The sequence below is a fragment of the Duganella alba genome (assembly GCF_009674495.1).
Taxonomy (GTDB): Bacteria; Pseudomonadota; Gammaproteobacteria; order Burkholderiales; family Burkholderiaceae_D; genus Rugamonas; species Rugamonas alba.
Window position 1 is genome coordinate 38,488 of the sequence record NZ_WKJN01000014.1, and the last position, 20,457, is coordinate 58,944.

Genomic DNA, 20,457 nt, shown 5'->3' on the forward strand with positions numbered 1-20,457 from the left:
TTGATGTGGTGTCAGGAGCGTTTGTGCGAGGCCTTCTCCAAAGCAGAGATCACGATGTCCGGACTGAGCAGCTGGGGCAGGAGCACAGGTTCGCCGCCGTCGGCCGGATAGACCACGTACACCGGCAGCCCGCCTCGACCGAACTCGTTGATGGCCTGGTCAATCTCCGGATTATATTTGGTTGAGTCGGCGACCATGTAAATTGTTTCGGTCTGCGCCATCGCGGCTTTTACCGTGCTGACGGATAACGCCGCCTTGTCATTCACCTGGCAGGTGATGCACCAGGATGCGGTGAAATTGACGAAGATGGGTTTGCCGTGCCCGCGCTGCGCTGCCACCGCGGCCGGCGTCCAGGTGCCCGGCTTGACCGACGCGGTCGCGGTGTCGCGCTCGCTGGTCCGTGGCAGGTTTGCCAGGGGCAGCGCCATGCCGACAACCAGCAGCAGGGCAAACGCCAATTGCGGCCGGTAACCCAGTCCGGACAGCTGGCGCCGCTGCGCCACGCCGTAGAGCCAGGCGGCAAACGCCAGCACCACCGAGGCCGCCAGCAGCGTTCCCAGTGCGTTGGAACCTGCCTGCTGGTCCAGCACCCACGCCAGCCACGCGGCGGCGGCCAGCATCGGAAACGCCAGCACGTGTTTCAGCACCGCCATCCAGGCGCCCGGCTTGGGCAGCAAGCGTGCGCATGCCGGCACCAGCGCAACCGTGGTGAACGGCGCGGCAAAGCCGAGCGCCAGCGCCAGGAAGATGGCCATGCCTTCGGCAGGTGGACGCAGCAGCGCCGCGCCGACCGCGCCGGCCATGAATGGCGCGGTGCACGGCGTGGCGACGATGATCGACAGCGCGCCGGTCAGCGCCGCGCCCAGCGGTCCGCTGCGCGGGCCGGCCATGCCGCCGATGCGCTGCGCTGCCAGGCCGATCTCGAACACGCCCATCATGTTCAGCGCCAGGGCGAGCATGATCAGGGCCAGCGCCGCGATCAGGGCCGGCGATTGCAGCTGGAAGCCCCAGCCAACAGCGGAACCACCGGCACGCGCCGCCAGCAGCGCGGCGCCCAGCAGCAGCATGGTGACCACCACGCCAACGAGGAATCCCAGTCCCTCCATCCGTGCCGCGCGCCGGTCCTGGCTGTGGCGGATGAGGCCGAACGCCTTCAGCGAAATCACCGGGAAGACGCAGGGCATCAGGTTAAGGATCAGCCCGCCGAGGAAGGCGCCGGCGAGCAGGGTCAGCATGTGCCGCTCCCGTTACGGCTCAAGACTGCATTCTTCATTTGTTTGCCGCGTGCCATGCTTTGACGGCGTCCATGGTTTTCTGGATGTGCAGTTCCGGATTGCCATCCGTGTAGCTCAACAGGATCTTGCCGTCCGGCGCGATGACGAACGAGGTGCGGTCGGACAGCATCTTGCCGTCCTTGGTCTGGAATTGCGTCTTGTACTCGGCCGCGACCTTGGCGCCCGGATCGGCGGCGACGGCAAACTTGTCGCGGCATTCCAGTTTCGAGAACTCGGCGACGCGCTCGGCGTTACCGGCCGTTACGCCAATCACCGTGGCGTTCATTTTCTTGAAGTCGTCCGTGGCTTCGGCGAAGGCGTGCGCTTCCAGCGTGCAGCCCTGGGTGAAGGCGGCAGGGAAGAAGTACAGCACGACCGGTCCCTGGCGCAGCGCCTTGGCCAGCGAGAAGCTCATCGGCTTGCCGGCCAGCGCGGCGTCCAGCTGGAAATCGGGCGCCTTCGCGCCTTGGGGCAGTGCCGCCATGGCGGTGACGGCCGACAGCGCCAGTACGGTTGAGGTTACCGCTTTGCCCAGAAAGGTCGCGAATCGTGTCATGGTGATCTCCGTTGGTGATGGTGGTTGGCTCCTCGGTTGAGGGGCATACCTGCCAGTTCGCCGGACAGCGGACGAAAGTTGCGGTCAATCATAAAAAAAGTTACGCGCGGAATTCGGCGGCTCAGCCGGAAGAAAGTAGTAAAATCATGCGCTAATTGCAACCCTCTCTTCAGTGAGTCCGTTTTGATAGACAGCCAACCGGTACGTGCCTTGCGCGCAGCCCTGGACCTGCGCCTGGCGTCGCCAGGGCAGGGCGACCAGGATCTGCAGGGGTGGCGCGTCCGCCTGCTGAATGGCTTGTGTGCCGTTTCCTTCTGGCTGGGCGTGCTGATCATCCTGCCCAGCATGTGGGGCGGCGCGCTCGCGGGCCACTGGCCGCTGGTGGCGACCGACGTGGTCGCGCTGACCGGTGTCGGCGTGCTCCACTACCGGCGCGAACTGGCGTACCGCTGGCGGGCGCTCGGCTTGCTGGGCATCGCTTACCTGATCGCGGTCGTTCTGTTGTGCTCGCTTGGGCCGGTGTCGCAGATTTACCTGCTGGCGGTGCCGGTGCTGTGCACGGTGCTGATCGGCAGTCGCGCCGCGACGCTGGCGCTGCTGTGGTGCAGCGCCACGTTGTTCCTGGCCGGCTACGTCGGCGGCATTGAGCCGGGCATGGCCGTGGTGCTGGCCGGCTCGCTGGCGCACTGGTCCATCCTGAGCGTCAATTTCCTGTTTGTCTCCGCTGTGCTGACGGTGTCCTGCACCTATCTGCTGCACGGGCTGGACGGCGCGCTGGCGCGTCAGCGCGCCACGCATGCGCGCAGCCTGGAGAATGAACAGCGCTACCGCCAGACGCTGGAAGCGCAGATCGTCACGCTGCATGCGCGCGAGGCGGACTTGCGGGCGTCGCAGGAGCGCTATGCCGAGTCGCTGGCGGCGCAGCGCGCGGCGGAAGTGTCGAATCAGCTGAAGAGCGATTTCCTGGCCATGATCAGCCACGAGGTGCGCACGCCGCTGGGCGGCGTGATCGGCATGCTGCGCTCATCGCTGAAGGATGCGGCGCTGACGTCCAACACGCGAAACAAGTTGCGCCTGAGTCTGAGCAACGCCGAGGTGCTGCTGCAAATCATTAACGACATCCTCGACTTCTCCCGACTGGAAGCGGGCAAGATGCCGCTGGAGGTATTGGACTTCGACCTGCCGGCCTTGATGAACGATGTGGCCAGCCTGCTGGGCGACCGCGCCGGCGCCAAGGGCATTTCGCTGATCTCTGTCGTCGATCCGGCGCTGCCGCTGTGGTGGCGCGGCGATCCGACGCGGCTGCGGCAAGTGGTGGTCAACCTGGTCGGCAACGGCATCAAGTTCACCGAGCGTGGCGAGGTGCGCGTCACGGTGGCGGCGCAGGCGGAACAGGGCATCGTCATCACCGTGCGCGACACCGGCATCGGTATCGAGGCCGAGGCGCTGGGCCGGCTGTTCCAGAAGTTCGAGCAGGCCGATGCGGCGACCTCGCGCAAATACGGCGGCGCCGGCCTGGGCCTGGCCATCTGCAAGAATATCGTTGCCGCCATGGGCGGACGTATCGAGGCCAGCAGCGAAGTCGGCGTCGGCAGCATGTTCCGCGTGTACTTGCCGCTCGAACGCGGCGTGCCGGTGGCCCGGCGCGAGACGGAAGTACGCCATCCGCATGCCGCGCGCCTGAGCGTGCTGTGCGCGGAAGATGGCAGCACCAACCAGATCATTCTGCGCGAACTGCTGGGCATCATGGGCCACACCGTCACCATCGCCGAGGATGGCGTGCTGGCGCTGGAGGCCCTGGCTGCGCGCGATTACGACCTGGTGATCATGGACGGCCGCATGCCGCGCATGGACGGCATCGCCGCCGTGCAGCACCTGCGCGCAGGGCTGGACAATGTACGCGATCCTTCCGTGCCGGTGATCGCGCTGACGGCGAACGCAACACCGGAGGAACGGCAGCGCTTCCTGGCGGCCGGCGCCAACGGTTTCCTGGCCAAGCCGATCGATGAACATGATCTGCACGCGGAGATCGCGCGCCAGATCGAGGTCATCCTGGCGCAGGGCAGGCCGCTGGTCAGCGAGCAGCGCTCCGCGGTGGCGCCGACGCTGGCGGAACTGGATGTGATGTTCGATGTGGCCGAACTGCAGGCGTCCGACGCGCAGCGACCGGAGCTGGAAGACAAGCTGCACCACGCCATGCGCGCCGCCTTCATGATCGAAGGGCCGCGCCTGCTGGCGGTGGCGGCGCTGGGACTCGATAACGAGGACGCCATGATGATCGCATTGGCCGCGCACAGCCTGATGGGCGGCGCCGCCTATCTCGGCGTCGACACGCTGCACGCGCGCTGCGCGCAGATCGAAAAGCTGGCTGACGCCGGCGAGTTGGAAGCGATCAGGCCTCACCTTGAGGCGCTGCGCCAGGAGCTGGCGGAGGCTTTGGCCGAGATGGGCGGCGGTACGCCACAGTTGTCGTAATCATAAAGTTTGACTGCCGCTGGTAGTGTGCTATCTTTGCGGTCCCGCCATAATGATTGCGCAACCATGAAAATCAAGGGACTACGCTGGTGGATGATAGGGTTGATCATGCTGGGAGCCGTGATCAACTACCTGACCCGCAGCACGCTGGCGGTCGCCGCGCCGACGCTGCTGACGGAACTGGGTATCAGCACCAGGGAATACTCGTACATTACCGCCGCCTTCCAGGGCGCGATCATGCTGCAGCCGCTGTGCGGTTACGTGCTGGATGTGATCGGCCTTAAATTCGGCTTCGCCCTGTTTGCGACGGCCTGGTCGTTCGTCTGCATGGCGCACGGCCTGGCCACCAACTGGCAGATGCTGGCGGTGCTGCGCGGCATGCTGGGGCTGGCGGAAGGCTCGGCCAATCCGGCCGGCATGAAGGCGGTGTCGGAATGGTTCCCGGCCAAGGAGCGTGGCATGGCGGGCGGCATCTTCAATATCGGCGCATCGTTCGGCTCGATGCTGGCGCCGCCGCTGGTGGTGTGGGCGATCCTGCATTACAACTGGCAGTCCGCGTTCGTGATCACCGGCGCGCTGGGGCTGGTCTGGGTGGCGGCGTGGCTGCTGCTGTACGACGCGCCGGCGCGGCATCGCCGCCTGTCCGCCGAGGAGGCGCAGCATATCGCGGCCGGTCAGGAGCAGCATCTGCAGGGCGAGGGCCGGCCTTCCATCCTCAGCATTCTCAGGATGCGCAATTTCTGGGGCATTGCGCTGCCGCGCTTCCTGGCCGATCCGGCATGGGGCACGCTGTCGTTCTGGGTGCCGCTGTACCTGACCACCGTGCGGCATTTCGATCTGGCGCAGATCGCCATGTTTGCCTGGCTGCCGTTCCTCGCCGCCGACCTTGGCTGCCTGTTCGGGCCGATGGTGGTGCTGGCCTTGCAGAGGCGCGGCGTGCGCTTGATTAATGCGCGGCGTGGTGCGTTCACGCTTGGCGCATGCATGATGATGGGCGTGGCGTTTGTCGGCTTCGTGCAGAGTCCTTATGCGGCGATCGCGTTGCTCAGCCTGGCCGGCTTTGCCCACCAGACCTTGTCGGTCACCGTCATCACCATGTCGTCCGATCTGTTCCGCCGCAATGAGGTGGCGACGGTGGCGGGCATGTGCGGCACGTTCGGCAATTTCGGGCTGCTGCTGTTTTCGCTGCTGATCGGCGGGCTGATGGCCAGCGTGGGCTATACGCCGTTCTTCGTCAGCCTGGCGGTGCTGGATCTGGTGGCGGCGCTGTTGCTGTGGACTTTGGTACGAGAGAAAACTTCATGATTCAGAATCCTGTCCTGCCGGGCTTTAATCCCGATCCGTCCATCGTGCGCGTGGGCGACGATTACTACATCGCCACGTCCACCTTCGAGTGGTATCCGGGCGTGCAGATCCACCATTCGCGCGATCTGGTGAACTGGCGTTTGCTGACCCGTCCGCTGACGCGCGCGAGCCAGTTGAACATGCTGGGTGCGCCGGATTCCTGCGGCGTGTGGGCGCCTTGCCTGACGTATGCGGATGGCTTGTTCTGGCTGGTCTATACCGACGTCAAGCGCTATGGCCGCACGTCGACCGGCGGCGCGACGGGCAGTGCTTCCTTGCGCGATTTTCATAATTATCTGGTGACCAGTCCGAGCATCGAGGGGCCGTGGTCGGAGCCGGCGTATCTCAACAGCAGCGGCTTCGATCCGTCGCTGTTCCATGATGATGACGGCCGCAAGTATGTGCTGAATCAGTTGTGGGATCACCGGCCGGGCAGCAACCGGTTCAATGGCATTGTGGCGCAGGAGTATGCGGAAGGGCGGCTGATCGGCAAGCGCGAGAATATCTTCAAGGGGACGGCGCATGGGCTGACGGAAGCGCCGCATCTGTACAAGCGCAACGGCTACTACTATCTGCTCACGGCCGAGGGTGGCACTGGCTGGAATCATGGTGTGACGATGGCGCGTTCGCGCAATCTGAACGGGCCATATGAATTGCATCCGGATCAGACCATACTCAGTTCGCGGCATCGGCCGGATCTGGCGTTGCAGCGCGCGGGCCATGCGGATCTGGTGGAGACGCAGGATGGGCAGACGTATATGGTCTATCTGTGCGGGCGGCCGTTGCGCAATCGCGGCACCTGCACGCTGGGGCGCGAGACGGCGATACAGCCGATGGTGTGGGGTGAGGATGGCTGGCTGCGCACCGTGGACGGGCTGGGCACGCCGGAGCTGGCGGCTGCGACGCCGGGCTTGCCGGAGCATCGCTTTGCGGCGTTGCCGGTGCGGGAGGATTTCGATGTGCCCGAGTTGCCGGTTGCGTTTCAGTGGTTGCGCTCGCCGTGGCCGGAGGAGCTGTTCAGTCTGACTGCGCGGCCGGGGCATTTGCGCTTGTACGGGCGGGAGAGCATGGGCAGCCAGTTCCGGCAGGCGTTGGTGGCGCGTCGGCAGCAATCGCATTGCTACAGCGCGTCGACGGTGGTGGAGTTTGAGCCGGAGCATTATCAGCAGCAGGCTGGGCTGGTTTGTTACTACAACGCGTCCAAGTTCCACTATCTGTACATTTCGCATGATGAGGTGCTGGGCAGGCATGTTCGGGTGATGAGCAGTTTGCCGAATCATTTGCAGACCGATACTTTTACCGCGCCGATTGCGTTGCCGCCGGGCGTGCCGGTGCAGCTGCGCGTGGAGGTGGACGAGGAGCGGCTGTTGTTTGCGTATCGGCTCGGCGATGGCGACTGGCAGTGGTTGCCGCAGCAGTTTGACGCCAGCATTCTGTCGGACGAGGCCAATGCGCCGGGCATGCCCAACTTCACCGGCGCGTTTGTCGGCGTGGCTTGCCAGGATATGGCGGGCACGGCGTTGCATGCGGACTTTGATTACTTCGAATATCGCGAGCGGCCGTATTGCGTTAATCCGAAGTAGGCGGCTTTTTTTTCTCCTGTTGCGCCTGCATATTTTTGATGAGCACTGCGGTTTGCTCGGCCTGCTTTTTCACTTCCGCCTGTATTGCCACCATTTCCTTGCCGGCGGTCAGGGCCGCCAACATATTGGAGTAGAGCGCAGCGTTAAATGCAGAGATGCCAAGGACTGCGGCCAGCACGCTGCTAATGCCGGTCACGACGATGGTGGTGCGCAGGCTGGCGATGTTGGCGCGCATTTCTGTGAGCATGGCCTCGATCCGGTCGAATCTTGCGTCCGAGATCTTCTGTCGTTCATCCATCAGCTTGACGAAACTGGAGAATGTTGCCTCCATGGATGATATGCGACCATCCATCCTCGCTTCGAGGACGGCTATTGGCGTTTCTTCGGCGTTGTTTGGCTGACTCATGCAAGGTTAGACCGTAAGCAAAGAAACAAGTTCAATATTGTTGTGCCAGTTGGTGATTTTCGTAATTGCCGTGCGCGGCTGGTGGCAGCACAATGGTGCGCATAAAAATACGTGAGACATCCCATGAACATCCGCCTTGCCGCAGCCCTGGCTGTGCTGTCATCGTCCGCCTTCGCGGCCGCGCCGAATGAGTTGAATGTGTACGCCAGCCGTCCGCTGGACTCGTGGCACATCCAGGTCTCCGACTTTGAAACCAACAAGACGCTGGAAGGCGACAAGGTCGAGATTTCACGCCAGGTCAAGGTGCCGGAAAGCGTGGTCACCGTCGCCAAATCCACCAAGGGCAAAAAGGACGACGCGCTGACGCTGGATTTCAACAAGGCCTGGTACGCCAGCCTGCGGGTGGATGGCGGCAAGCCGGTCGATCTGCGTCCGTATCTGGCCAAGGGCGTGCTGGCGCTGGACGTCAATGTGCAGGAACTGTCGAATGGCGGCATCACCTTCAAGCTGCGCTGCGGCGAGGATTGCGAGCGCAGCGTGCCATACCTGGTGCCGGCGCGCGCCATGGCCGGCAAGGGCTGGCAGCACCTGGTGTTCTCGATGAGCTGCTTCTATCGCGAGGGCGACGACTTCAGCGCCGTCACCCAGCCGTTCGCGCTGGATGGTAGCGGCACCGGCAAGGTGTCGGTCGCCAACGTCAAGTACCAAGCCAGCGGCAAACCCAACGTCAGCTGCCCCGACTACAAAACCGTCTCCGTCACGCCGGACAAACTGAATGAATCCTGGTCGGTCGACTGGTGGACCAAGCGCCATGAGGACAAGCTGGCCGAGGCCAAACAGGTCGGCAAGAGCGCGCAGGTGGTCTTCATCGGCGACTCCATCACCCACAATTGGGAAAAAGATGGCCTGCCGGTGTGGAACCGTGTCTACAAACCGCTGAACGCGCTGGACCTCGGCTTCGGCGGCGACCGTACCGAAAATGTCCTGTGGCGCCTGCTGCACGGCGAAGTGGACGGCCTGGCGCCGAAAGTCGCGGTACTGATGTTCGGCACCAACAACACCGGCCACCGCCAGGAAGATCCGAAGACCACCGCCATCGGCATCAAGCGCAATATCGACGAGCTGCAAAAGCGTCTGCCCGACACCAGGATCCTGCTGCTGGCGATCTTCCCGCGCGGCGAAAAGCCGGACGACAAACTGCGCCAGATTAACGAGAAGGTCAACGCCATCATCGCCGGCTTTGCCGACAACCAGAAGGTGTTCTTCCTCGATATCGGCAAGTCCTTCCTGCAAGCGGACGGCACGCTGTCGCGCGACATCATGCCGGACCTGCTGCATCCGAATGAGAAAGGCTACGAAATCTGGGCCAAGGCCATGGCGCCGACGCTGAACAAGCTGCTGCCGAACGCAGCGCAATACGCCTGGGATAACGTCTCCATCGGCGGCAGCGGTTTCGTCTCCGGCCTGGTCACCAGCAAGACCGAGCCAGGGCTGGTCTACGCCCGCACCGATGTCGGCGGCGCCTACCGCTGGGACGCAAAAAAAAACGCTGGATTCCGCTGATGGACTGGGTGTCCGATAAGGACACCGGCCTGCTCGGCATCGAATCGCTGGCGCTCGATCCATCGGCGCCCAACAAGCTCTACATGACCGCCGGCATCGCCTACCTGAACGGCGGCGCCAGCGCGGTGCTCAAGTCCAGCGATTACGGACAGACGTTCCAGCGCATCGACGTCACCAGCCAGTTCAAGGTACACGGCAACGGCATGGGACGCGGCAACGGCGAGAAGCTGCAAGTCGATCCGCGCGACGGCAAGATCCTGTACGTTGGCACCCGCGCCAACGGCCTGTTCAAGAGCACCGACGAGGGCCTGAGCTGGCACCGCCTGGATGGCCTGGACGTCACGACGACCACCAACAAGAACGGCATCAGCCTGGTGCTGCTGGACGGTGGCAAGCTGTTTGTCGGCGTCTCGCGCTTTGGCGAAAATATGTATGTGTCGTCCGATGGCGGCAAGACCTTCAGCGCCATGACAGGCGGTCCGCAGAAGCTGATGCCGCACCGCGCCGTGGTCGCCGATGGCAAACTGGTGGTCACCTTCGCGCTGGGCGCCGGTCCGCACGCGGACAAGAAGATCGGCGAAGGGCTGGAAGAGGGCGGCGTGTGGCAGTACGACATCGCCAGCGGCAAGTGGACCGACATCTCGCCGCCGCTGAACGCCGCCTACGCCGGCATCACCGTCGATCAGCACGATCCGCAGCGCATGGTGGTGTCCACCATCTCGCACTACGACATGCGCGGCGGCATTGGCGACCAGTTCTATGAAACGACGGACGGCGGCAAGAGCTGGCACAGCATCGTCGCCAACGGCGTGCAGATCGATGCCAACGGCGTCAGCTGGATCGCCGGCAGCTTCATTCACTGGACCGCCAGCATCGAGTTCGATCCGTTCGACAGCAAGCGGTTGATGGCCGTCTCCGGCAATGGCGTGTTTGTCTCCACCGACATCCATGTGGCCAGGCCGGTGTGGAAGTTCGAAGACAGGGGCCTGGAGGAATCCGTGCCGCTGAACCTGGTCAGCATTCCCGGCGGCCCGGTCATTTCGGCGATCGGTGATTACGACGGCTTCCGTCACACCGACGTGACGCAGTACGCACCGATCCACACGCCGACCATGGGCACGACGTGGGGCCTGGACTATGCCGCCGCCAGTCCGAATGTGGTGGTGCGCGCCGGCAGCGCCATGTATGTGTCGCACGACATGGGCGTCAGCTGGCGCAAAACCGCCGCCATGAACGGCAAGCAGGGGCAGGTGGCCCTGAGCGCGGACGGCAAGGTCATCGTCCACTGCCCGGAAAAATCGACCATCTGCTACCGCTCGGCCGATGAGGGCGGAAGCTGGAACGAGGTCAAGGGTTTGAATACCGAGCGTGGCCGCGCGGTGGCCGATCCGCTCAATCCGCACAAGTTCTACGCGCTGGCGGGCGATCGCATGCTGGTCAGCACCGACGGCGGCGCCAGTTTCGCGCCGGCCGCCAGGCTGGCGTCGCCGCGCGGATCGAAGACCGTGCGCGCGGCGCCGGGCCGGGAAGGCGACGTCTGGGTGGCGCTGTATGACGGCGGCCTGGCCCGTTCCACCGATTCCGGCGCCAGTTTCACCGGCATTCCTGGCGTCGGCTACACGGCGGCGGTCGGCTTCGGCAAGGCCGCGCCGGGCGCGAATTATCCCACTGTTTATATCTGGGGCGAGGTCGACGGCGTGCGCGGCGTATACCGCTCCACCGACATCGGCGCCACATGGTTGCGGATTAATGACGACCAACATCAGTACGGCGGCCCCGGCGATGCCCAGTTTGTGGCCGGTGACATGAACACCTTTGGCGTGGTGTATATGAGCACGGCGGGGCGCGGTATCGTGTTCGGCAAGCCGAAAACGTAATTTCTTTTAGGAATTTAGTCAATTTCGTTATGGATGATGCGAAATTTTTCATATCTCCGCCGTTCGGACGGCCTGTAGTATTAAGAAGGCCACATACGTCCTGGAGCGGGAAAGTCGATATGCAGATGAAGTCACACCGGATTGCGCTGCTGTTCAATGCAAATAAGATCTTTGACCGCGAGGTTATCGCGGGCATTGCCGCGTATCTGAGCTCGACGCGGGCGACCTGGGACTTGTTCCTGGAGGAGGACTTCCGGCTGCGCCTGCCGGGCATCGAGCATTGGCAGGGCGACGGCATCATCGCCGACTTTGACGATCCGGCGGTGGCCGCCGCGCTGACGCGCAGCCGCGTGCCGGTGGTGGCCGTGGGCGGCTCCTACGAAAACCAGGCCGCCTATCCGGAGGACGTGCCCTACGTCGCCACCGACAATTTCAAGCTGATCAAGATGGCGCGCGATCACCTGATCGAGGCTGGCCTGCGCCACTTCGCCATGTTCTCGCTGCCGGAGGCGCAGGAAAACCGCTGGGCGCAGGAGCGCGAGCACGCTTTCCGCGCCCTGATGGACAAGGACAAGATGGAGCCGCACATCTATCGCGGCCTGGGCACCAGCGCGCCGTCGTGGGATGAGGCGGTGGAGCAGCAGATCCAGTGGCTGCATAGCCTGCCCAAGCCGGTCGGCATCATCGCCGTCACCGATGCGCGCGCGCGCCAGTTGATGCAGGCTTGTATCATGGCCGGCATCGCGGTGCCGGAGCAGGTGGCGCTGATCGGCATCGACAACGATCCGCTGGCGCGCATGCTGACCCGCATTCCGCTGAGTTCCGTGATCCAGGGCGCGCAGGAGATGGGCCGCACCGCCGCCCACCTGCTGGACCAGATGCTGCACGGCGTGCGCATGAGCGGCACGCGGGTGCTGGTGCCGCCGGTCGGCATCAACGTGCTGGCCTCGACGCAGCACGAGGCGCCCAAGCATCCGCACGTGATGCGCGCGCGCCACTTCATCCGCCAGTACGCCTGCCAGGGCATCAAGACGCACCAGGTGGCGGAGTACGTGGGCATTTCACGCTCGTCGCTGGAGTCCTACTTCCGCCAGGAGCTCAATTGCAGCGTGCATGACGTGATCCTGCGTTTCAAGCTCGACGCCGCGACCTCGATGCTGGCGCGCGGTGAGCGCAGCATCGCCGAGGTGGCGTTGTGCTGCGGCTTTACGTCGGTGCAGTACATGCACGCGGTGTTCAAGCGCGAGCTGGGATGCACGCCGCGCACCTATCAGGACCGTGCCATGCTGGGCATCGTCGACGACGGCTCGGCGCTGCCGCCGCCGGAGCTGGCGGCGTAATATCATTGCCGCGATTGGTGATTTTCGTAATTGCGGCTTATGTTTAGTCGGGTCAAAATCCTCCAGCTATTTTGGAGAACAGACCTTGGACAAACATTACAACACGCCGCGCGAGCAGGCCATCTATCCCAGCCTCGCCGGCAAGCGCGTGGTCGTCACCGGTGGCGGCAGCGGCATCGGCGCCGGCATCGTCGAAGCCTTCGCGCGCCAAGGGGCACTGGTCACCTTCCTCGACATCGCCGAACAGGATTCGCGCGCACTGGCGGCCAGCCTGGCCGCGCTGCCCACGCCGCCGACCTTCGTGCCGTGCGACCTGACCGATCTGCAAAAGGTGGCCCAGATCTTCGAGCGCATTGGCGCCGTCGACATCCTGGTCAACAACGCCGCCAACGACGACCGTCACGAAATTGCCAACGTTACGCCGGCGTACTGGGAAAACCGCATGGCGGTCAACCTGCGTCACCTGTACTTCTGCGCCCAGGCCGTGGCGCCGGGCATGCGCGCGGCGGGCGGCGGCGTGATCCTGAATTTCAGCTCCATCTCCTGGCACCTGGCCTTGCCGGAGCTGACCCTGTACATGACCGCCAAGGCCGGTATCGAGGGCATGACGCGCGGCATGGCGCGCGATCTGGGGCGCGACAACATCCGCGTCAACAGCGTGATTCCCGGCGGCGTGCGCACGCCGCGCCAGGAGGCGCTGTGGCATACGCCGGACGAGGAAGCGCGCATGCTGGCCGGCCAATGCCTGCCGCGCCGCGTGGAAATCGCCGACGTGGCGGCGCTGACCTTGTTCCTCGCCTCCGACAGTGCGGCGCGCTGTTCGGGACGCGAATACTATGTGGACGCGGGGTGGTACGGCGCGTGATGTAACATAGCGGTGCAATGTTTAGTTGGGCATAGAACTCGGCAGCATAATTGGAGACTTAATTGATGAAGAAATTACTGAGCACGGCAGCAATCGCCGTCATGATGGCTTTCGCCGGCGGCAACGCCATGGCCGACGCCAAGAACCCTAAAATCGGCTTTTCCATTGACGATCTGCGGCTGGAGCGCTGGGCGCGCGACCGCGACTACTTCGTCGCCGCCGCCGAGCAGCAGGGCGCCAAGGTGTTCGTGCAGTCGGCCGACGCCAGCGAGCAGCGCCAGATCGCCCAGATCGAGAACCTGATTTCGCGTGGCGTGGACGTGCTGGTGATCGTGCCGTACAACGCCACCGTGCTGACCAACGCCGTGCGCGAGGCTAAAAAAGCCAAGATCAAGGTCATTTCCTACGACCGCCTGATTCTCAACGCGGACATCGACGCCTACATCTCCTTCGATAACAACATGGTCGGCCAGTTGCAGGCGCAGGGCGTGCTGGCGGTGAAGCCGAAGGGTAATTTCTATCTGCTGGGCGGCGCGCCGACCGACAGCAACGCCAAGATGCTGCGCGAAGGCCAGCTGAAGGTGCTGCAGCCGCTGATCGACAAGGGCGACGTCAAGGTGGTCGGCAAGCAGTGGGTGAAGGACTGGAGCCCGTCCGAGGCGATGTCCATCGTGGAAAATGCGCTGACCGCCAACGGCAACAAGATCGACGCCGTGGTGGCCTCCAACGACGCCACCGCCGGCGGCGCGATCCAGGCGCTGGCTGCGCAGAAGCTGGATGGCAAGGTGGCCGTGTCGGGCCAGGATTCCGATCTGGCGGCCGTCAAGCGCGTGATCGCGGGAACGCAGACGCTGACCGTGTACAAGCCGCTGAAGCTGATCGCGTCGGAAGCGGCCAAGCTGTCGGTGCAACTGGTGCGCGGCGAGAAGCCGGCCTTCAATGCCAAGTACAACAACGGCTTCAAGGAAGTGGATTCGGTGTTCCTCAAGCCTATCGCGCTGACGAAGGCGAACATCGATGTCGTGATCAAGGACGGCTTCTATACCCAGGCCCAGCTGGCGGCCAAGTAAGCGCTGCAACGGGGCCGTCCGGCCCCGTTTTTTCACCTCTGCGAGAATCCCCATGTCCGGCTATTTGCTAGAAATGAAGGGCATCGTCAAAAAATTTGGCGGTGTTCCCGCGCTCGACGGCATCGACTTGAAAATCAGGCCGGGTGAGTGCATTGGTTTGTGCGGCGAAAACGGCGCCGGCAAGTCGACCCTGATGAAAGTGCTGTCCGCCGTCTACCCGCACGGCACCTGGGACGGCGAAATTCTGCTGGACGGCCAGCCGCTCATGGCGCAGTCGATCCGCGAGAGCGAAGCGGCCGGCGTCGTCATCATCCACCAGGAACTGATGCTGGTGCCGGAACTGTCGGTGACCGAGAATCTCTTCCTCGGCAACGAACTCACGCTGCCCGGCGGCCGCATGGATTATCCCGCCATGAACCGGCGCGCCGACGCGTTGCTGAAGGAACTCAAGCTCGATGACGTCAACGTGGTGCTGCCGGTATCGAACTACGGCGGCGGCCACCAGCAGCTGATCGAAATCGCCAAGGCGCTCAACAAGAACGCGCGTCTGCTGATCCTCGACGAGCCGTCGTCTTCGCTGACGGCGTCCGAAATCCAGGTGCTGCTGGAGATCATCCGAGGCCTGAAGGCCAAGGGCGTGGCCTGCGTCTACATCTCGCACAAGCTCGATGAAGTGGAGGCGATCTGCGACACCATCGTGGTGATCCGCGACGGCAGGCACATCGCCACCACGCCGATGGAACAGATGGACGTGCGGCAGATCATCGCGCAGATGGTGGGACGAGAAATGAGCCAGCTGTATCCGCAGCTGGAACGCGGCATCGGCGACGTGGTGTTCGAAGCGCGCAATGTCACCTGCTACGACGTCGAAAAGCCGGAACGCAAAAAGGTGAACAACGTCTCCTTCCAGCTGCGCAAGGGCGAGATTCTCGGCATCGCCGGCCTGGTGGGCGCGGGGCGCACGGAGCTGGTGTCGGCGCTGTTCGGCGCCTATCCCGGCGACAGCGAGGCCGAGGTGTGGCTGGCGGGCGAGAAGATCGACACCTCCACGCCGCTGAAGGCAATCCGCAACGGCCTGGCGCTGGTGCCGGAAGACCGCAAGCAGCATGGCATCGTGCGTGACCTGGATGTAGGCCAGAACATCACGCTGTCGGTGCTGGGCCGCTATGCGCGCTTTACACGCATCGACCGCGAAGCCGAACTGAAAACGGTGAGCGAGGAAGTCGCGCGCCTTGGCCTGAAGATGGCCAGCCCGTTCCTGCCGATTACCGCGCTGTCGGGCGGCAACCAGCAGAAGGCCGTGCTGTCCAAGATGCTGCTGACGCGGCCCAAGGTGCTGATCCTCGACGAGCCCACGCGCGGCGTGGATGTCGGCGCCAAGTTCGAAATCTACAAGCTGATGCTGGAGCTGGCCAGCCAGGGCATGTCCATCATCATGGTGTCGTCGGAACTGGCCGAGGTGATGGGCGTGTCCGACCGCGTGCTGGTGATGGGCGAAGGCGAATTGCGCGGCGATTTCGTCAATCAGAATCTGACTCAGGAAATGCTGCTCTCGGCGGCGCTACATCAATGAACCCGACCAAAATCAAACAGCTGTTCACGCAATACAAAATCCTCGCGCTGCTGATCGCCATCGCCATCATCTGGGCCTTCTTCAGCTTCAAGACCGAGGGCGGCTTCATCTCGCCGCGCAACCTGTCCAACCTGATGCGCCAGATGGCGGTGACCGGCGTGGTGGCGTGCGGCATGGCCTTCGTCATCATCGCCGGCGAGATCGACCTGTCGGTCGGTTCGCTGCTCGGCCTGTTGGGCGGCATCGCGGCGGTGCTGGACGTGACGCACCACATGCCGCTGCCGGCGACGATCGCGGTGGTGCTGGCATGCGGCCTGGCCCTGGGCCTGTTCAACGGCTTCCTGACGGCGTATGCGGGCATCCCGTCGTTCATCGTCGGCCTGGGCGGCATGCTGGCGTATCGCGGCATTGTGCTCGGTGTGACGGATGGCGCGACGGTGGCGCCGGTGTCGGACTCCATGGTGCAGATCGGGCAGGGCTATCTGCCGCCGCAGATCGGCGTGGCGCTGGGCGTGGCGCTGTTCGTGCTGGCCGCTGTGCTGATCTGGCGCCAGCGCGTGAACCTCGCGCGCCACAATCTGCCGGTGCCGGCGATGTGGCGTCATGGCCTGCGCCTGGCCGCCATCGGCGTGGTGCTGTTCGCGTTCGTCACCACGCTCAACGAGTACGAGGGCATTCCGCTGCCGGTGCTGCTGTTGCTGGTGCTGCTGGGGATCTTCAGCTACGTCGCCACGCAGACGGTGTTCGGACGGCGCATCTACGCGGTCGGCTCCAACATGGAGGCCACGCGCCTGTCCGGCATCAACGTGCAGGCGGTGAAGCTGTGGATCTTCGGGATCATGGGCCTGATGTGCGCATTGGCCGGCCTGCTCAACACCGCGCGCCTGGCCGCAGGCTCGCCGTCGGCCGGCACTTCGGGCGAACTGGATGCGATCGCCGCGTGCTTCATCGGCGGCACGTCGATGCGCGGCGGCTCCGGTACCGTGTACGGCGCCTTGATCGGCGCGCTGGTGATGGCGTCGCTCGACAACGGCATGTCGATGCTGGATGTCGATACGTATTGGCAGATGATCGTCAAGGGCGCGATCCTGACGCTGGCGGTGTGGGTGGATGTGGCGACGCGCTCCGGCCGCCGCTGATTAAGCGTTTTACTTACGGGGCCCGCAGCGGCGGGCCTCGCATCTGTATGATCGGCGCGACGATTGCTGATTATCATTCGCCTGATTGGTGAATTTCGCAATTGCGACTCAATTGTGTAACTTGCACAATGGCTCAAATTCGCGCGCACTGGCACCCCGCCGGCAGGCAGCAGCGATAAAAAAATACAGACGAGCGAGACGAAGATCAATGACGACAAAACGATTGCGCTGTTCAGCGCCGGCGGACTGACTCGCCCTGAATTTTCCTTCACCCCCACAGACAACGAGAAATGCCAATACCAAATAGCCAGAGAGCTATGAAAAATTCGTATAACTTTGGAGAGCACAGATGAAACAGTTCAAAAAAACGGCAATCGCATTGGGCCTGGCCCAGATGACGATGATGCTGAGCGGCGCAGCCGTGGCCCAGACAAGCGACGCACCGAAAACCACCGACGCCCCCGCCGGTGAACCTGTCGCGGTGATCGTGACCGGCCAGCGCGCGGCGCTGCAGTCGGCGCAGAAGATCAAGCAGAATTCCGATGAAATCGTCGACTCCATCGTCGCCGAAGACATGGGCAAGCTGCCCGACCGTTCGGTGACCGAGGTGCTGCAACGCGTGGTTGGCGTGACCATCGACCGCACCATGGCCAAGGGCGATCCGGAGCACTTCTCGGTGGAAGGTTCCGGCGTGTCGATCCGCGGCTTGAGCTACGTGCGCTCCGAGCTGAATGGCCGCGATTCGTTCTCGGCCAACGGCGGCCGCTCGCTGAACTTCGGCGACGTGCCGCCTGAACTGGTGGCCGGCGTCGACATCTACAAGAATCCATCGGCGGAGCAGGTCGAAGGCGCCGTCGGCGGCCTGGTGAACCTGCGCACCGCCATGCCGTTCGACTACAAGGGCTTCAAGGCCTCGCTGTCGGCGGACCGCACCTGGTCGGAACTGAAGAAGGGCAAGACCTCGCCGTCGTATTCCGGCCTGGTGTCGGACCGCTGGACAACGCCGGTCGGCGAAGTCGGCGCCTTGCTGGATCTGGCCTACTCGGAGTCGGGCACCCGCACCGACGCCTTCCAGGTCGAGCCTTACTACCCGCTCAAGGACGCCAGCGGCAAGACCGTCTACGTGCCGAAGGGCGCGCAATGGCGCACGCTGGAATTCAACCGCAAGCGCGAAGGCGCATACGGCGCGCTGCAATGGAAGAAGGACGAATGGTCCAGCTCCCTGACCTACTTCAAATCGAAGTACGAGATGCAGTGGGACGAGCAGGCGATCTTCGCCCAGTCCAGCCCCTACAACATCAAGGTCTCGCCCGACGCGACCTTCAACTCCAAGGGCGCGCTGCTGACCGGCACCCTGACCGATCCGGCCGACGGCGGCATCAACTTCGGCGACGACACCCGCACCTCGAACCGCAAGTCCAGCACCACCGACCTGTCGTGGAACCTGCGCTGGCGCCGTGACAACTGGACCGTCACCACCGACGTCCAGCACATCAAGGCCGACACCCACAGCGTCGACTCCACCGTGGCCACCGGCGTCACCATGCCGAGCGAGAAGCTGGACCTGACCGGCAACGTGCCGAAGATCCTGTTCACCGACGCCGACCGCGCCTACCTGGCCAACCCGGCGAACTACTACTGGGCGTTCACCATGGAACACCTGGACCAGAGCAAGGCGAATGAAACCGCGTGGCGTACCGACGTCAAATACGACTTCGATCATCCCGTGCTGCGCGACGTGCGTTTCGGCGTGCGCCTGACCGACCGCGATGCGGTGACGCAGAACTCCAACCCGAACTACAACTGGGCCGCCATCAGCCAGCCATGGCAGGTTGGCACCGGCGCCGGCAGCATTCCGCACCTGGCCTACCTGAGCGACCCGCGCTTCAGCGGCAGCACCAATTTGCACTCGTTCGACAATTTCTTCAATGGCGGCGTGTCCGTGCCGGCGGTGGTTTTCCCGAACGTCTCGCTGGCGCAAGGCTTCCCGGGCAGCTATGCCCAGCTGCACACCTATCACGACATCCTGTGCCAGGAAAACGGTCCCGCCAGCGCGTGCCCGGCCTGGCAGCAGGCGACCTTCGGCGCCGACAACTACGCCGGCACCAACGACCAGTCGGAGAAAACCAAGGCGCTGTACGGCCAGTTGCGCTTCGGCTGGGACAATCTGAAGTATCCGGTCGACGGCAACCTCGGTCTGCGCTACGTGAAGACCGATTCCAGCGCGCGCGGCTACACGGTGTTCAACTCGACCGCGCCGACCGGCGGCAACCTGGCCGGCGTGGCGGTGCCGAACATCCTGCCGTTCTCGCAGGTCAAGGACTACGAGAACGATTATCACAACTTCCTGCCTAGCCTGAACCTGCGCCTCAAAGTCAGCGACAAGCTGCAGTTCCGCTTCGCCGCCGCGTCGGCGCTGTCGCGTCCGGATTTCACGCAGCTGCAGGGTTACACCACGCTGTCGGAAACGGCCAGCACGTCGAACAATCCCACCAACGGCGTCACCACGGTCAACAGCGTCAGCCTGACCGGCACCGGCACGGGCAACCCGATGCTGCGTCCGACCACCTCCAAGCAGCTCGACGCGACGATGGAATGGTACTTCGCGCCGACCGGATCGTTCACCGCGACGGTGTTCAACAAGCGCCTGAAAGATATCGTGGTCAACCAGACCTACGTGATGCAGCTGCCTGACACCGGCGGCAAGCTGCACGACTTTACCGTCACCGGTCCGGTCAACGGCGCCAAGGGTTACGCGCGCGGTTTCGAGGTCGCCTTCCAGCAGTACTTCGACCAGCTGCCAGGCGCCTTGTCCGGCCTGGGCGTGCAGGCCAACTTCACCTTCGTCGACAGCAAGCGCGATCTGTACAAGTCCGTGTATCAGAAGTACTGCACCGGCGGGAACACGGCGGACAACGTCAACCTGAACCTGAACGGCTGCGACACCGACGGCACCACCTTCGGCAATCTGCCGCTGGAAAACCTGTCGCGCCAGACGTATAACCTCGCGCTGCTGTACGACAAAGGCAAGGTCTCGGCGCGCCTGGCGTACAACTGGCGTTCGAAAGCGCTGCAGGCGGTCAACGTCAACGGCACCCAGGGCACGGACGGCCTGGATACCAATCCTGCCAGCCCGACCTACGGCCAGACCAACGTCGCCTGGGGCCTGCCTACCTGGTCCGATTCCTACGGCCAGCTGGATGCGTCGATGTTCTACAAATTCACCGACAAGGTGCAACTGGGCCTGGAAGCGCAGAACTTGACCGACTCGACCTACAAGCAGCTGATGCAGCAAAATATCGGTATGATGGGACGCGCATGGTTCAAGACCGGCCGCCGCGTGGTCGCGAAACTGAGCTACGACTTCTAACTCTCGAAAGGCTTTGAATAGA

At 63.7% G+C, this 20,457-nt stretch carries 14 protein-coding genes; 11 read left to right on the forward strand and 3 right to left on the reverse strand.

The features are described from left to right. Window positions 1-11 precede the first annotated feature (11 nt). Window positions 12-1,235, reverse strand: a complete 1,224-nt coding sequence (locus GJ695_RS15420; protein ID WP_154366182.1) for a protein-disulfide reductase DsbD family protein — start codon at window positions 1,233-1,235, stop codon at window positions 12-14. A 34-nt stretch (window positions 1,236-1,269) separates the two neighbouring features. Then, window positions 1,270-1,830: a peroxiredoxin gene (locus GJ695_RS15425; RefSeq protein WP_154366184.1), complete on the reverse strand. Its 561-nt coding sequence runs from the start codon at window positions 1,828-1,830 to the stop codon at window positions 1,270-1,272. Between the two features lie 210 nt (window positions 1,831-2,040). Between GJ695_RS15425 and GJ695_RS15430 the strand changes: the two genes are divergently transcribed. From GJ695_RS15430 to GJ695_RS15440, 3 genes are all read left to right on the forward strand, one after another. Beyond that, on the forward strand, window positions 2,041-4,305 hold the full coding sequence (locus GJ695_RS15430; protein ID WP_154366186.1) for an ATP-binding protein: 2,265 nt from the start codon (window positions 2,041-2,043) through the stop codon (window positions 4,303-4,305). A 108-nt stretch (window positions 4,306-4,413) separates the two neighbouring features. After that, window positions 4,414-5,610 (forward strand): MFS transporter, encoded by a 1,197-nt coding sequence (locus GJ695_RS15435; RefSeq protein ID WP_229261292.1) that lies wholly within the window; start codon window positions 4,414-4,416, stop codon window positions 5,608-5,610. Then, entirely contained in the window at window positions 5,607-7,232 is a 1,626-nt protein-coding gene (locus tag GJ695_RS15440) for a glycoside hydrolase family 43 protein (protein WP_154366190.1), read from the forward strand. The genes GJ695_RS15435 and GJ695_RS15440 overlap by 4 nt, the downstream gene beginning before the upstream one ends. Here the strand turns inward: GJ695_RS15440 and GJ695_RS15445 are convergent. Further along, entirely contained in the window at window positions 7,219-7,638 is a 420-nt protein-coding gene (locus GJ695_RS15445) for a hypothetical protein (protein ID WP_154366191.1), read from the reverse strand. The genes GJ695_RS15440 and GJ695_RS15445 overlap by 14 nt on opposite strands. 123 nt (window positions 7,639-7,761) lie before the next feature. Between GJ695_RS15445 and GJ695_RS30135 the strand changes: the two genes are divergently transcribed. From GJ695_RS30135 to GJ695_RS15480, 8 genes are all read left to right on the forward strand, one after another. Further along, window positions 7,762-9,201 (forward strand): GDSL-type esterase/lipase family protein, encoded by a 1,440-nt coding sequence (locus GJ695_RS30135; RefSeq protein WP_229260509.1) that lies wholly within the window; start codon window positions 7,762-7,764, stop codon window positions 9,199-9,201. Then, complete coding sequence (locus GJ695_RS30140) at window positions 9,201-11,078, forward strand: exo-alpha-sialidase (RefSeq protein ID WP_229260508.1); 1,878 nt, start codon at window positions 9,201-9,203, stop codon at window positions 11,076-11,078. Before GJ695_RS30135 ends, GJ695_RS30140 begins: the two co-directional genes overlap by 1 nt. Before the next feature lie 125 nt (window positions 11,079-11,203). Further along, the gene (locus GJ695_RS15455) at window positions 11,204-12,418 is read left to right on the forward strand and encodes a XylR family transcriptional regulator (RefSeq protein ID WP_154366352.1); all 1,215 of its coding nucleotides are present in this window, start codon (window positions 11,204-11,206) and stop codon (window positions 12,416-12,418) included. Between the two features lie 85 nt (window positions 12,419-12,503). Next, window positions 12,504-13,283 (forward strand): D-xylose 1-dehydrogenase, encoded by a 780-nt coding sequence (gene xylB, locus GJ695_RS15460; protein ID WP_154366193.1) that lies wholly within the window; start codon window positions 12,504-12,506, stop codon window positions 13,281-13,283. 65 nt (window positions 13,284-13,348) lie between these two features. Next, entirely contained in the window at window positions 13,349-14,353 is a 1,005-nt protein-coding gene (xylF, locus tag GJ695_RS15465; RefSeq protein ID WP_154366195.1) for a D-xylose ABC transporter substrate-binding protein, read from the forward strand. A 52-nt stretch (window positions 14,354-14,405) separates the two neighbouring features. Then, window positions 14,406-15,926: a D-xylose ABC transporter ATP-binding protein gene (gene xylG, locus GJ695_RS15470; protein WP_154366197.1), complete on the forward strand. Its 1,521-nt coding sequence runs from the start codon at window positions 14,406-14,408 to the stop codon at window positions 15,924-15,926. Continuing rightward, the gene (locus GJ695_RS15475; RefSeq protein ID WP_154366199.1) at window positions 15,923-17,065 is read left to right on the forward strand and encodes a sugar ABC transporter permease; all 1,143 of its coding nucleotides are present in this window, start codon (window positions 15,923-15,925) and stop codon (window positions 17,063-17,065) included. Before xylG ends, GJ695_RS15475 begins: the two co-directional genes overlap by 4 nt. A 349-nt stretch (window positions 17,066-17,414) precedes the next feature. Beyond that, window positions 17,415-20,435, forward strand: coding sequence for a TonB-dependent receptor (locus GJ695_RS15480; protein ID WP_154366201.1), 3,021 nt, complete (start codon window positions 17,415-17,417; stop codon window positions 20,433-20,435). The last annotated feature ends 22 nt before the right edge of the window (window positions 20,436-20,457 follow it).

Bases quoted from the DNA above. Each gene is read 5' to 3' on its own strand.
- GJ695_RS15475 (WP_154366199.1), top strand. From the start codon at position 15,923: ATGAACCCGACCAAAATCAAACAGCTGTTCACGCAATACAAAATCCTC.
- GJ695_RS30140 (WP_229260508.1), top strand. From the start codon at position 9,201: ATGGACTGGGTGTCCGATAAGGACACCGGCCTGCTCGGCATCGAATCG.
- GJ695_RS15440 (WP_154366190.1), top strand. From the start codon at position 5,607: ATGATTCAGAATCCTGTCCTGCCGGGCTTTAATCCCGATCCGTCCATC.
- GJ695_RS30135 (WP_229260509.1), top strand. From the start codon at position 7,762: ATGAACATCCGCCTTGCCGCAGCCCTGGCTGTGCTGTCATCGTCCGCC.
- xylF (WP_154366195.1), top strand. From the start codon at position 13,349: ATGAAGAAATTACTGAGCACGGCAGCAATCGCCGTCATGATGGCTTTC.
- xylG (WP_154366197.1), top strand. From the start codon at position 14,406: ATGTCCGGCTATTTGCTAGAAATGAAGGGCATCGTCAAAAAATTTGGC.
- GJ695_RS15425 (WP_154366184.1), bottom strand. From the start codon at position 1,830: ATGACACGATTCGCGACCTTTCTGGGCAAAGCGGTAACCTCAACCGTA.
- GJ695_RS15445 (WP_154366191.1), bottom strand. From the start codon at position 7,638: ATGAGTCAGCCAAACAACGCCGAAGAAACGCCAATAGCCGTCCTCGAA.
- GJ695_RS15420 (WP_154366182.1), bottom strand. From the start codon at position 1,235: ATGCTGACCCTGCTCGCCGGCGCCTTCCTCGGCGGGCTGATCCTTAAC.
- GJ695_RS15455 (WP_154366352.1), top strand. From the start codon at position 11,204: ATGAAGTCACACCGGATTGCGCTGCTGTTCAATGCAAATAAGATCTTT.
- GJ695_RS15435 (WP_229261292.1), top strand. From the start codon at position 4,414: ATGCTGGGAGCCGTGATCAACTACCTGACCCGCAGCACGCTGGCGGTC.
- GJ695_RS15480 (WP_154366201.1), top strand. From the start codon at position 17,415: ATGAAACAGTTCAAAAAAACGGCAATCGCATTGGGCCTGGCCCAGATG.